This window comes from Mixta gaviniae (assembly GCF_002953195.1).
In the GTDB taxonomy this organism is placed as follows: Bacteria; Pseudomonadota; Gammaproteobacteria; order Enterobacterales; family Enterobacteriaceae; genus Mixta; species Mixta gaviniae.
On record NZ_CP026377.1, the window covers coordinates 3915360 to 3927208 of the forward strand.

Annotated in this window: 15 protein-coding genes; 11 read left to right on the top strand and 4 right to left on the bottom strand. The window is 58.0% G+C overall.

Annotation, left to right across the window (positions count from 1 at the left end; all coding sequences use genetic code 11):
* Positions 1-11: 11 nt before the first annotated feature.
* Positions 12-1421 (bottom strand): glucuronate isomerase, encoded by a 1410-nt coding sequence (gene uxaC / locus C2E15_RS18315; RefSeq protein WP_104958640.1) that lies wholly within the window; start codon positions 1419-1421, stop codon positions 12-14.
* A gap of 420 nt (positions 1422-1841) precedes the next feature.
* On the opposite strand from uxaC, the gene C2E15_RS18320 reads away from it, so the two are divergent.
* The 10 genes from C2E15_RS18320 to C2E15_RS18365 all read left to right on the top strand — a co-directional run bounded on the left by C2E15_RS18320 (position 1842) and on the right by C2E15_RS18365 (position 8752).
* On the top strand, positions 1842-3149 hold the full coding sequence (locus tag C2E15_RS18320) for an MFS transporter (RefSeq protein WP_104959233.1): 1308 nt from the start codon (positions 1842-1844) through the stop codon (positions 3147-3149).
* 189 nt (positions 3150-3338) lie between these two features.
* Positions 3339-4109 carry a transcriptional regulator ExuR gene (exuR, locus tag C2E15_RS18325; RefSeq protein WP_104958641.1) on the top strand — a complete coding sequence of 257 codons (771 nt, stop codon included), beginning with the start codon at positions 3339-3341 and terminating at the stop codon, positions 4107-4109.
* A 336-nt stretch (positions 4110-4445) separates the two neighbouring features.
* Entirely contained in the window at positions 4446-5114 is a 669-nt protein-coding gene (locus C2E15_RS18330; RefSeq protein ID WP_104958642.1) for a DedA family protein, read from the top strand.
* Positions 5114-5494 carry an EnvZ/OmpR regulon moderator MzrA gene (gene mzrA / locus C2E15_RS18335; RefSeq protein WP_104958643.1) on the top strand — a complete coding sequence of 127 codons (381 nt, stop codon included), beginning with the start codon at positions 5114-5116 and terminating at the stop codon, positions 5492-5494. Before C2E15_RS18330 ends, mzrA begins: the two co-directional genes overlap by 1 nt.
* Before the next feature lie 188 nt (positions 5495-5682).
* Complete coding sequence (locus C2E15_RS18340; RefSeq protein ID WP_104958644.1) at positions 5683-6054, top strand: DUF1090 domain-containing protein; 372 nt, start codon at positions 5683-5685, stop codon at positions 6052-6054.
* Between the two features lie 42 nt (positions 6055-6096).
* Positions 6097-6402, top strand: a complete 306-nt coding sequence (locus tag C2E15_RS18345) for an ElaB/YgaM/YqjD family protein (RefSeq protein WP_038623991.1) — start codon at positions 6097-6099, stop codon at positions 6400-6402.
* A gap of 2 nt (positions 6403-6404) precedes the next feature.
* Positions 6405-6803, top strand: coding sequence for a phage holin family protein (locus C2E15_RS18350; RefSeq protein ID WP_174705707.1), 399 nt, complete (start codon positions 6405-6407; stop codon positions 6801-6803).
* Positions 6800-7087, top strand: coding sequence for a YqjK-like family protein (locus tag C2E15_RS18355; protein ID WP_104958645.1), 288 nt, complete (start codon positions 6800-6802; stop codon positions 7085-7087). Before C2E15_RS18350 ends, C2E15_RS18355 begins: the two co-directional genes overlap by 4 nt.
* Before the next feature lie 206 nt (positions 7088-7293).
* A complete protein-coding gene (locus C2E15_RS18360; protein WP_104958646.1) occupies positions 7294-7686 on the top strand; it encodes a DoxX family protein in 393 nt (130 codons plus the stop codon).
* 70 nt (positions 7687-7756) lie between these two features.
* The gene (locus C2E15_RS18365; protein ID WP_104958647.1) at positions 7757-8752 is read left to right on the top strand and encodes a glutathione S-transferase family protein; all 996 of its coding nucleotides are present in this window, start codon (positions 7757-7759) and stop codon (positions 8750-8752) included.
* Positions 8753-8776: 24 nt separating this feature from the next.
* On the opposite strand, the gene C2E15_RS18370 is transcribed toward C2E15_RS18365, so the two are convergent.
* A complete protein-coding gene (locus tag C2E15_RS18370) occupies positions 8777-9676 on the bottom strand; it encodes a LysR family transcriptional regulator (protein ID WP_104958648.1) in 900 nt (299 codons plus the stop codon).
* Positions 9677-9809: 133 nt separating this feature from the next.
* On the opposite strand from C2E15_RS18370, the gene C2E15_RS18375 reads away from it, so the two are divergent.
* The gene (locus tag C2E15_RS18375; protein WP_104958649.1) at positions 9810-10514 is read left to right on the top strand and encodes a pirin family protein; all 705 of its coding nucleotides are present in this window, start codon (positions 9810-9812) and stop codon (positions 10512-10514) included.
* Between the two features lie 157 nt (positions 10515-10671).
* On the opposite strand, the gene dolP is transcribed toward C2E15_RS18375, so the two are convergent.
* Positions 10672-11244 (bottom strand): division/outer membrane stress-associated lipid-binding lipoprotein, encoded by a 573-nt coding sequence (gene dolP, locus C2E15_RS18380; protein ID WP_104958650.1) that lies wholly within the window; start codon positions 11242-11244, stop codon positions 10672-10674.
* 13 nt (positions 11245-11257) lie between these two features.
* Entirely contained in the window at positions 11258-11845 is a 588-nt protein-coding gene (gene diaA, locus C2E15_RS18385; protein WP_104958651.1) for a DnaA initiator-associating protein DiaA, read from the bottom strand.
* Between the last annotated feature and the right edge of the window lie 4 nt (positions 11846-11849).

Here is an 11849-nt window from a genome sequence, read left to right on the forward strand (position 1 = left end):
GTTTCCTCGGATCACAGCTCAATGCCGAAATAGTTGCGGGCATTGTTGAAGCAGATGTTCTGCACCATGCTGCCCAGCAGTTCGATATCCGCCGGCGCTTCGCCGTTTTCCACCCAGCGTCCTATCATCTGGCAGAGCAGACGCCGGAAATATTCGTGACGGGTATAAGAGAGAAAACTGCGGCTGTCGGTCAGCATGCCGACAAAGCGGCTTAGCAGCCCAATCTGCGCCAGCTGCGTCATCTGACGCTGCATGCCGTCCAGCTGATCGTTGAACCACCAGGCGGAGCCGAACTGCATTTTGCCCGGCTCGCCTTCGCCCTGGAAATTACCCGCCATGGTCGCCAGCACTTCGTTATCGCGTGGATTCAGGCAGTAAAGGATGGTTTTCGGCAGCGCGTTATCGCGGTTTTGCGCATCCAGCAGCCGCCCCAGCGGCTCCGCCAGCGGGCGGTCGTTAATCGAGTCGAAGCCGACGTCCGGCCCCAGCAGCTGTAGCTGACGGCGGTTGTTATTGCGCAGCGCGCCGATATGGTACTGCTGCACCCAGCCGCGACGCGCGTATTCCGCGCCCAGCCAGACCAGCACCGCCGTTTTAAACTGCGCCGTTTCATGCTCATCGGGTGCGTTGCCCTGCAGGCGGTTCGCCAGAATCTTATCCAGCGCGGCGTCGTCCGCCTCGGCGAACAGCACCACGTCCAGCGCGTGATCGGATACCTTGCAGCCGTGCGCGGCGAAGTGATCGAGCCGTTTGCTTAACGCGCGGCGCAGATCGTCGAAGCGACGAATATCAACATCCGCTACCGCCCCGAGTTTGTTCATATAGTCCGCGAACCCGTCCGCCTCGATATTAAACGCCTTATCGGGACGCCAGCTTGGCAACACCTTAATACTGAAGCTCTCATCCTGCGCCAGACGCTGATGGTGTTGCAGATCGTCTACCGGATCGTCGGTGGTGCCGACCATGCGCACATTCATCTGCTGCATGATGCCGCGCGCGCTGAAGCTCTCCTGCGCCAGCCGCTCATTACACGCATCCCAGATGCGGTCAGCGGTTTTTTCCGACAGCAGTACATCGGTAATGCCGAAAGGACGCCGCAGCTCAAGATGGGTCCAGTGATAGAGCGGGTTGCCGATGGTGTGCGGCACGGTGCGCGCCCAGGCGTTGAATTTTTCCCGATCGCTGGCATCGCCGGTGCAGAGCGCTTCCGGCACGCCGTTCACGCGCATCGCGCGCCATTTGTAGTGGTCGCCCTTGAGCCAGATGTCGTAGAGATTTTTAAACCGATAGTTTTCCGCGATCTGCTGCGGCGGCAGGTGGCAGTGGTAATCAAAGATAGGCTGATCGGCCGCGTAGTCGTGGTACAGACGGCGGGAAAATTCGGTGTCGAGCAAAAAATCTTCGGTCATAAAACGGGACATTCCGGTCTCCTCTTGCATGAACGGCGCAGATGCGTCCACCTGATGGCAAAAAGTTATCATACCAATTTGCGGCGTGGCAGCGATTATTTTGCGATGCAGCTCACATATCAGACAACTTAGCCCGGCATTTTTGGTTGCCGATGGCTTTCAAAACCAGTAATTGCCTGACATTACGTGGTTTTTAGTATCCCACATCACAAAGGTGGTTTTTGTGATGGCATTCAACTTTTAAATCGGTATGACAAGTTATCGTCTGCCGGTCAGATTTTACTGAGCGGATGTTTTTTAACAGGCAAGGAATAAAACACGGGCGCAGCGGTATTGGGCCCACAGATGCTCTCTGTCCGCCATGGTCAGCAGACAGACCCGCATAACAACAACAGCGGCACGGGCCGCATACAGAACTGGAAGAGGTATGACATGCGTAAAATAAAAGGGCTACGCTGGTATATGATCGGTCTGGTGACCATCGGTACCGTGCTGGGTTACCTGACGCGCAACGCCATTGCCGTTGCCGCGCCTACGCTCCAGGATCAGCTTCATATCACCACCCAACAGTACTCCTATATCGTGGCCGCCTACTCGGCCTGCTATACCGTGATGCAGCCAGTTGCGGGTTACATTCTTGATGTTCTGGGCACAAAAATCGGCTATGCGATGTTCGCCATCATGTGGGCGGTGTTCTGCGCCGCCACCGCGCTGGCAGGCAGCTGGGGCGGACTGGCGATAGCGCGCGGCGCGGTCGGCGCGGCGGAAGCCGCTATGATCCCCGCCGGTTTGAAGGCCAGCAGCGAATGGTTTCCGGCGAAAGAGCGCTCTATTGCCGTGGGCTATTTCAACGTCGGATCCTCTATCGGCGCCATGGTGGCGCCGCCGCTGGTGGTTTGGGCAATCGTCGCCCACAGCTGGGAAATGGCGTTCGTTATCACCGGCATCCTCAGCATGATTTGGGCGATCTGCTGGCTGATCTTCTATAAACATCCCAGGCAGCAGACCAAACTGAGCGAGGAAGAGCGTGATTACATTCTTTCCGGCCAGGAAGCGCAGCATCAGGTCAGCAACGGCAAAAAAATGAGCGCCCGGCAGATCCTGCGCAACCGCCAGTTCTGGGGCATCGCCCTGCCGCGCTTTCTCGCCGAGCCGGCATGGGGCACCTTTAACGCCTGGATCCCGCTGTTTATGTTTAAGGTCTACGGCTTTAACCTGAAAGAGATCGCCATGTTCGCCTGGATGCCGATGCTGTTCGCCGATCTCGGCTGCATCGTCGGCGGCTACCTGCCTCCGCTGTTTCAGCGCGTCTTTGGCGTCAACCTGATCGTGTCGCGTAAGCTGGTGGTAACGATGGGTGCGGTGCTAATGATCGGTCCCGGCACCATCGGCCTGTTCACCAGCCCTTACGTGGCGATCGGCCTGCTCTGCATCGGCGGTTTTGCCCACCAGGCGCTCTCCGGCTCGCTGATTACCCTCTCCTCCGACGTTTTCGGTCGCAACGAGGTCGCGACGGCCAACGGCCTGACCGGTATGGCGGCCTGGACCGCCAGCACCCTGTTCGCGCTGGTGGTCGGCGCGCTGGCCGATACGCTGGGCTTTAGCCCACTGTTCGCCGCGCTGGCGGTGTTCGATCTGCTGGGGGCGGTGGTGATCTGGACGGTACTGAAAAACAAACCGGTTTCCGAACTGCAGCAGGAGCAGGCGATGCCCGTCGCCAGCGCGCCGGCACGCAGCTAATCTTTCCGGCAGGCGCGTCGCCGCGCGTCTGCTTTCTTGCTTCTCCGCCCCTTTCCCTCCCTTGATTCATCTGCGCGACAGAAGTGCGTTTTCCCTCGCAATTCCTGCGCCCTACACCCGGCAGTGATTGGCCCGGCGCCCGGTAAGTGGTATAACAACTTACAGAACTTCTCTGCTAGGGATTTGCCTATGGACATCAGCGAACCGCGTCGTCTTTATCAACAGTTGGCCTCGGAGCTAAAAACCCGCATCGAAGCGGGCCGGTATCGGGTGGGCGATAAGCTGCCCGCCGAACGTCTGATCGCCGAAGAGATGCAGGTGAGCCGCACTGTGGTGCGCGAAGCGATCATTATGCTTGAGGTGGAAGGCTATGTTGAAGTGCGCAAAGGCTCCGGCATCCATGTGATTTCCAGCCAGCAAAGCCAGCGTGTGGTGACCGATAGCCAGCTGGAGTTCGCCAATTTCGGCCCGTTTGAACTGCTGCAGGCGCGCCAGCTGATCGAAAGCAATGTGGCGGAGTTTGCCGCCACGCGCGTGACGCCGCAGGATATCGTGCAGCTGATGGAGATTCAGGAGCAGGCGCGTAAAGAGGACCGCTTCCGCGATTCAGAATGGGATATGCGCTTCCACGTAAAAATCGCCATGGCGACGCAGAACAGCGCGCTGGCCGCTATCGTTGAAAAGATGTGGCTGCATCGCATGCACAACCCTTACTGGCTGAAGCTGCATGAACATATCGACGAGCGCTCTATCGGCAGCTGGTGCAGCGATCATGACGCCATTCTGAAAGCGCTGATACGTAAAGATCCCGCCGCCGCCAAGCTGGCGATGTGGCAGCATCTGGAAAATACGCGTCAGATGTTGTTTAACGCTACCACCGATGATTTTGAGTTTAATGTAGATCGCTACATGTTCGCTGAAAATCCGGTTATTTTGCCCGACACCTCCTCTTCCCGCTAAAAACGGACGCTTTGGCCACCAAAGCGTCTAAAGTCAGCAAACTTACTTTAGTGTCAGCCTGTGTAAAGCTCCTTTCTGCCAATGATTTTCAACGGTAAAACTCTCATGCTGTGGTAACTTTCCCTGTCTCGTATCTGTGGATTTTGTTACAGTTATCTGCCTTTTCTTACCGTTTCGCTACGGGAAAGAAGAACGCGTCGTTTTTTTACGCCATTCCGGCAGAAGGCAAGTACCCGGCCTGCGATAGCGGCGACTACAATAAACAAAAACCGCCTGCCCGCTGTCCCGGCCTGTCACCGATGAGCCGGCGTTAACAATGAAGTTCAGGAACAATGAATGGATATTTTAAAAGCGTTGTTGCAAGCCCTGTGGCAACAAGATTTTGAGACCCTGGCCGATCCGACGCTGGTCTGGGCAATATATGGCGTGCTGTTTATGATCCTGTTTCTGGAAAACGGCTTGCTCCCCGCCGCCTTCCTGCCTGGCGACAGTTTGCTGATTCTGGTTGGCGTGCTGATCGCAAAGGGTACGATGAATTTCCCGCTCACCCTGTTTATTCTCACCACAGCTGCCAGCCTGGGCTGCTGGGTAAGCTATATCCAGGGTAAATGGCTGGGCAATACGCCCACGGTGCAGAAGTGGCTATCGCATCTGCCGGCCCAGTATCATCAGCGCGCTCACCAGCTGTTTCACCGTCACGGCCTGTCGGCGCTGCTGATCGGCCGCTTTATTGCCTTTGTGCGCACCCTGCTGCCAACCATCGCCGGTCTTTCCGGCCTCAGCAATACCCGTTTTCAGTTCTTCAACTGGATGAGCGGTTTCCTCTGGGTGCTGATTTTAACGGTGCTGGGCTTCGCGCTGGGCAAAACCCCTATTTTCCGCCGTTATGAAGATGAGTTGATGTTCTGCCTGATGCTGCTGCCGCTGGTGCTGCTGGTGGTGGGGCTGTTCGGTTCGCTGCTGGTGCTGTGGCGCAAGCGCCAGGCCAATAAAGGCCAATCATAATGCGCTGGCTGCAACCTCTTTTGCGCCAGCCGCTGCGCTGGCTGTTGGCCGGCCTGCTGGCGATCGTCGCCTTCGCCATCGTGCCGGCGCTGTTCCGACATGAAAATGCGCTGCAGATCCGCGCTGCCCACCAGGGTGTCACGCTGCCGGACGGTTTTTATGTCTGGCAGCAGCTCAATGCGTTAGGCATTCAGGTGAAAAGCATTACGCCGGCGCAGGACTCTTTAGTGCTGCGTTTTGAATCGCAGGAGCAGAGCCAGGCGGCGCAGCGCGCGCTGCATAAAATCCTGCCCTACGGCTTTGATATCGCGCAGCTGGATAGCGGCGCCAGCAGCGGCTGGATGAATAAAATTTCGCTGCGTCAGCAGTCGGTAGGCTGATTTCACCCTGTCGGGGCGCCCCGCCGCCTTTCAGAACATTCCTTCTTCGCCAACACTTTTTGAGCTTTCGCTAAAGAGTGTCTATTCTTACAAAAGGTTATGAAGCGGCAGGGCTGCCAGCTTCCTGACCGTCGCATCGATACCGTTCACAGGGAGCGGCTGAGTTTAACAATGGAAGGTCACTATCAATGAAATTTCGTACCTCGCTTTTCCTGGCGCTCGTCTCTCTTTCCGGATTCGCGCAGGCGGCCGGCCCGCTCTGCATGCAGAAAGAGAAGACGATCGAGCAGGAGATCGCGGCTGCCAAACAACATGATAATCAACGCCGGGTGAACGGCCTGGAGCGTGCCCTGACTGAAGTGCAGGCCAACTGCAGCGATGAAAAGCTAAAGGCAGCGCATCAGGAAAATATCAACGCTAAGCAGCATGAAGTTGCTGAGCGTGAGCAGGATTTAAAAGACGCCCAGGAAGATGGCGATAAGGAGAAAATCGCCAAACGCCAACGCAAACTACAGGAAGAGCGCGAAGAGCTGAAAGCGCTACAGTCAGCGCCCTACTAATCCATTTACAGCGTACATTGCCTGAGAATAAAGGAGTGTTTCATGTCAAAAGATACTACGTCAGAACATCTGCGCGCCGAGCTGAAAAACCTGGCGGATACGCTGGAAGAGGTGCTGAGCCACTCTACCGATAAATCAAAATCCGAACTGGACAAGCTGCGCAGTAAAGCGCGCGCCGCGCTGGATGAATCGCGCCTGCGCCTTGGCGAAACCGGCGATCGTCTGTCGCAGACCACCCGCGAAGCGGTAGGCCGCGCCGACGATTACGTGCGTGAGAATCCATGGCACGGCGTCGGCATCGGCGCAGCGGTGGGTCTGGTGCTTGGCATGCTGGTTTCGCGTCGTTAATTATGGCCGACTCTCAGCAAAGCCAGGGCCCGGGCAAAGGGGTCATAAACATCGGACAGCGTCTCGTTACTACGCTGGTTGGCATGGTAGAAACCCGTGTGCGTCTGGCAGTGGTCGAGCTGGAAGAGGAAAAGGCGAATCTGATACAGATGCTGTTGATGATTGGCCTGACGATGCTGTTTACCGCATTTGGGCTGATGAGCCTGATGGTGCTGGTCATTTGGGCCGTCGACGCCCAGTACCGCCTGATGGCGATCGGCATCACTACCGGCGTACTTTTCCTGCTGGCGCTGATTTTCGGCCTGTGGACGCTGCGTAAATCACGCAAGTCCACGCTGCTTCATCATACGCGGAAAGAACTCGCTTCTGACCGTCAGATGCTGGAGGATCGTCATCCATGAACCGTGCTGACCGTGAGCAACGCAAAGCGGATCTGTTGATCGCCATTCACCAGCAGCGCCTCGATCTCAGCGCGGCCCGACGTGACTGGCTGTTGCAAACCGCCCGTTACGATCGCGGTTGGATGACGCTGCTTAGCCTGCGCAGCTATATCGCCATCGGCAGCAGCGCGCTGGCGGTCTGGTCGGTGCGCAATCCCAACTTTTTAATGCGCTGGGCGAAGCGCGGTTTCGGCATGTGGAGTACCTGGCGCCTGCTGAAAGCCAACCTGCCGCAGAAGCATTAATGCCGCTCTGGCTGCCCGTGATCATATACGGGCAGCCATCATCAATTTTCTTGAATTTCTCTGACAGTTTATCTCGCTTACATATCCTATCCACTGCGCTTATTATCCTCACCAGTTAGCAAGCACGGCGCTTAACCGCCCGTCATCACTGCATTTAATCGCTCAGGCGCGCTTCGTCTGTAGCAAAACAACACTGGGGAAACATCATGAAAAAATTAGAAGATACCGGCCTGCTGGTGGCGCGCATTTTAATGCCTGTCCTGTATATCGTTTCCGGCTGGGGCAAAATCACCGGTTATGACGGCACCGCGCAGTATATGCAGGCGATGGGCGTGCCGGCGTTTATTCTGCCGCTGGTGATCCTGCTTGAGCTGGGCGGCGGCCTGGCGATTATGTTTGGCTTCCTGACGCGCTTTACCGCCCTTTTCACCGCGGTCTTCACGCTGCTGACGGCGTTCCTGTTCCACAGTAATTTCGCGGAAGGCGTGAACTCGATTATGTTTATGAAAAACGTCACCATGGCGGGCGGCTTCCTGCTGCTGGGCATCACCGGACCGGGCGCTTACAGCATCGATCGCCTGCTGGGTAAAAAGTGGTAAGCGACAGCTATACTGAATAACAAAAGGGCGAGGATGAATCCATTCTCGCCCCTTTCATTTTGGAGGATGTATGGGACAACTGATTGACGGCGTCTGGCAGGATACCTGGTATGACACAAAATCGACCGGCGGCCGCTTTAAGCGCTCTGAATCCGCCTTTCGCAACTGGGTGACGGCGGACGGCAGCGCCGGCCCGACCGGCAAAGCGGGCTTCCCCGCCGAGCGCGGCCGCTATCATCTCTATGTGTCGCTCGCCTGTCCCTGGGCGCACCGCACGCTACTGATGCGTCAGCTGAAGGGGCTGGAGCAGATGATTTCGGTCTCGGTGGTGCATCCGCTGATGCTGGAGAACGGCTGGACCTTCGCCACCGATTTTCCTGCGGCGACCGGCGACGATCTTTATCAGCATGACTTTCTTTATCAGCTTTATCAGCATGCTGATGCGCAGTACAGCGGCCGCGTGACCGTTCCGGTGCTGTGGGATAAGCAGCAGCAGACCATCGTCAGCAACGAGTCCGCCGATATTATCCGTATGCTCAACAGCGCATTTGACGCCGTGGGCGCGCGGGCCGGCGACTACTATCCTGTCGCCCTGCGCGAGAAAATCGATGAGCTTAACGGCTGGATCTATGACACGGTAAACAACGGCGTTTACAAGGCGGGCTTCGCCACGTCGCAGGCGGCCTATGAAGAAGCGGCGACCGCACTGTTTCAGTCGTTGAACCGCCTGGAGCAGATCCTTGGCCAGCATCGCTGGCTGACCGGCAACCAGCTGACCGAGGCGGATCTGCGTCTGTGGACCACGCTGGTGCGCTTCGATCCGGTCTACGTCACCCACTTTAAATGCGACCAGCAGCGTATCGGCGACTACTTAAATCTGAACGGCTTCCTGCGCGACATCTGGCAGATGCCGGGCATCGCCGGGACGGTTGATCTGGAGCATATCCGCCATCACTACTACCGCAGCCATAAAACCCTTAATCCCAGCGGCGTCATCTCCCTCGGCCCGACCACTCACTGGGATGAGCCGCACGGACGCGACGAACGCTTTCCGGAATCGGTTTAAGGCGCTGAAACAGGGTAACGGCAGTTACCCTCTTTTCCCCAGCAGACGCGGAATTTCACGCAGGCACCAGGCTTTCGCCTCGCCCATGCTGTCGCGTCGCCACGCCATGATAATGTCGATCTCGCTGGTGGTTTCCGGGCTAACCACGCGCAGTCGCCCTTCGGCGATATCCTGCTCTACCATCGGATAAGGCATGCTCGCTACCCCCAGCCCCGCCAGCAGCGCGCGCCGCTTATCGTCCATGCTGCTTAGCGTCAGGCGCTGTTGCTTATCCAACAGCTGCACCGTCAGCACCGGCCTTTCACGCGCGGTATCCGCCACTGCGATGCCGCGGTACTTCACGCGCGTGGCTTCTGACAGCGGTTCCGGCTCCTGATGAATCGGGTGATCCGGGCTGGCGACGATCACGCTCATGATGCTGTAGAGCTTGCGGGTGTTAATTTCGGTTGAAGCACGGAAGTGGAGATCGGGCGCCACCACGATATCGGCGCGCCCTTGTTCCAGCCGCTCCCACGCGCCTGCCAGCACTTCGGTAACCAGCGAAATTTGTGTATTGGCCTTCTCTGACAGTTTTTCCACCAGCGGGAACAGCGATTCGGTAGGCACCAGCGCTTCGGCGACGATGGTGAGATGTGTTTCCCAGCCGCGCGCCAGCGCTTCCGCATCGGTGGTCAGCTTATCAGCCGCCTCCAGCAGCACCCTGCCGCGTTCCAGCAGCATACGTCCTACATTGGTGAATTTAGTGCGGTGGCCGGAACGATCAAACAGCACCACATCCAGTTCTTCTTCCAGCTTCTGCATGGTATAGCTGAGCGCCGACGGCACACGTCCCAGTTCATCTGCTGCGGCCGCAAAGCTGCCACGCCGATCGATAGCGTCCATCACGCGTAATGCTTCCAGGGTTAACGCCCTATCTTTTGCCATAGCGCTCTCTGTCAGTAATTTTGAATATGCCTGGCAGATTAACTGGCTAACAATCCGCCGTCCAGATATTTACCATGGAAACCTGAGCAGCGCGCTGACGGTAGAGGCAGCCGCTGAGGGAGGTAATCTAACGATGATGACGTCACGCACCGCGCAACAGTGCGGCCAGGCGGATTACGGCTGGCTGCAGGCGCGTTATACATTTTCCTTTGGCCACTACTTTGATCCGAAACTTCTGGGCTACGCGTCGCTGCGCGTGCTGAATCAGGAAGTGCTGGCGCCCGGCGCCGCCTTTCAGCCGCGTACCTACCCGCAGGTGGATATTCTTAACCTGATCCTGCAGGGCGAGGCGGAATACCGCGACAGCGAAGGCAACTACAGCCGCGCCTCCAGCGGCGACGCGCTGTTGATCTCCACGCAGCCCGGCGCAACCTACAGTGAGCTGAACGTTAGCCGCGAAACGCCGCTGACGCGCCTTCAGCTCTGGCTTGACGCCTGCCCGACGCGCGAGAACCCGCTGGTGCAGCAGCTGACGCTGAAGAAAGAGGCGAAGCATCAGTTACTGGTTTCTCCCGACGGCGAGAACGGCAGCCTGCAGGTGCGCCAGCAGGTTTGGATCCATCACATTCAGCTGGCGCCCGGTGAACGCTGGCAGCAGCCGCTGCAAGGCTCGCGCGCCTGGCTGCAATCAATTCACGGCGCTTTTCAGACGCTGACGGCGAACGGCGAGCGGGAAACGCTGGGCTGCGGCGACGGGGCGTTTATCCGCGATGAGAGCAGCCTTAGCATTGAGGCGCAAACCCCGCTACGCGCGCTGGTAGTCGATCTGCTGGCGTAGCAAAAAACGGCGCGGCGCTGAGGCCTGTCTGCTGACGTAATAAAAAACGGGGCGGCGCGGGTGGCCATTCTGCTGAGGGAGTAAAAGCGGGGCGGTGCTGAGGCCAGCCTGCTGGCGTAATAAAAAACGGGGCGGCACTGAGGCCGCCCCTGAAGCGTTATTTCAGAAGGGTAAAGGCGGTGGTGACATGCTTCACCCCGCTCACCCGGCTGGCGATATCCGCCGCCGCGGTCGCTTCCGACGGCGTTACCAGGCCCAGCAGGAACACTTCGCCGTTCTCGGTGGTCACCTTCACGTTGGAGGATTTCACCTGATCGCTGCCCAGCAACTGCGAGCGCACTTTGGTGGTGATCCAGGTATCGGACGACGCGGTGCCCAGCGTCACTTTCGGCCCCTGACGAATTTCGTTATAGACCTCCGTCGCGCCATCCACGCCTACCGCGATCTGCTTCGCGCGCTCCGCCACTTCGCTGCTCGGTGCCTGGCCGGTCAGCAGGACTTTGCCCTGATAAGCGGTCGCGACGATATGCGCGTCGTTTTTAATCTGCTGATCTTTCGCCAGCGCGTTGCTGACGCGCAGCTCCAGCGTGCCGTCATCCACCTGCGTGCCGACGGTGCGCGGATCGGTCGCCGTCTTGGTCGCGACAGCCGCGCTGCCGACTACCACGGCGGCGCAGCCCTGTAATACCAGGGCGGCAAGAATCACTGCCAGTGCCGATAATGCTTTCATTGCATCTCCTTATTTATTCCTGGTGTGGAAACAGAGTGTTATCAATCAAATCACACAGGCAATTCACGGTCAGCATATGCATCTCATGAATCCTGGCGCTTCTGTGTGATGGAATGCGAATCTCCACATCCTGCGGTCCCAGCAGACCAGCCAGTTCGCCACCGTCATAGCCGGTCAGGGCGATGATAGTCATATCGCGTGTGACCGCCGCCTCAACCGCCTTCACGATATCCCGGCTGTTGCCGCGGGTTGAAATCGCCATCAGCACATCGCCGGTCTGTCCCAGCGCACGCACCTGCTTGGCGTAGACTTCGTTGTGCAGCCGGTCGTTGCCGATCGCGGTCAGCAATACGTTATCCGCGCTCAGCGCCAGCGCTGGCAGGCTGGGACGCTCCGCTTCGTAACGGTTAATCATGCTGGCGGCGAAATGCTGCGCGTTGGCCGCCGACGTGCCGTTGCCGCAGCAGAGGATCTTGTTGCCGTTCAGCAATGATTGCACCATGGTGATCGCCGCGCGGGAAATCGCGTCGGGCAGCGCCTCTGCGGCGGCGATCTGCGTTTGTATACTTTCCGTAAAACAGGCTTTAATTCTTTCCAGCACACTA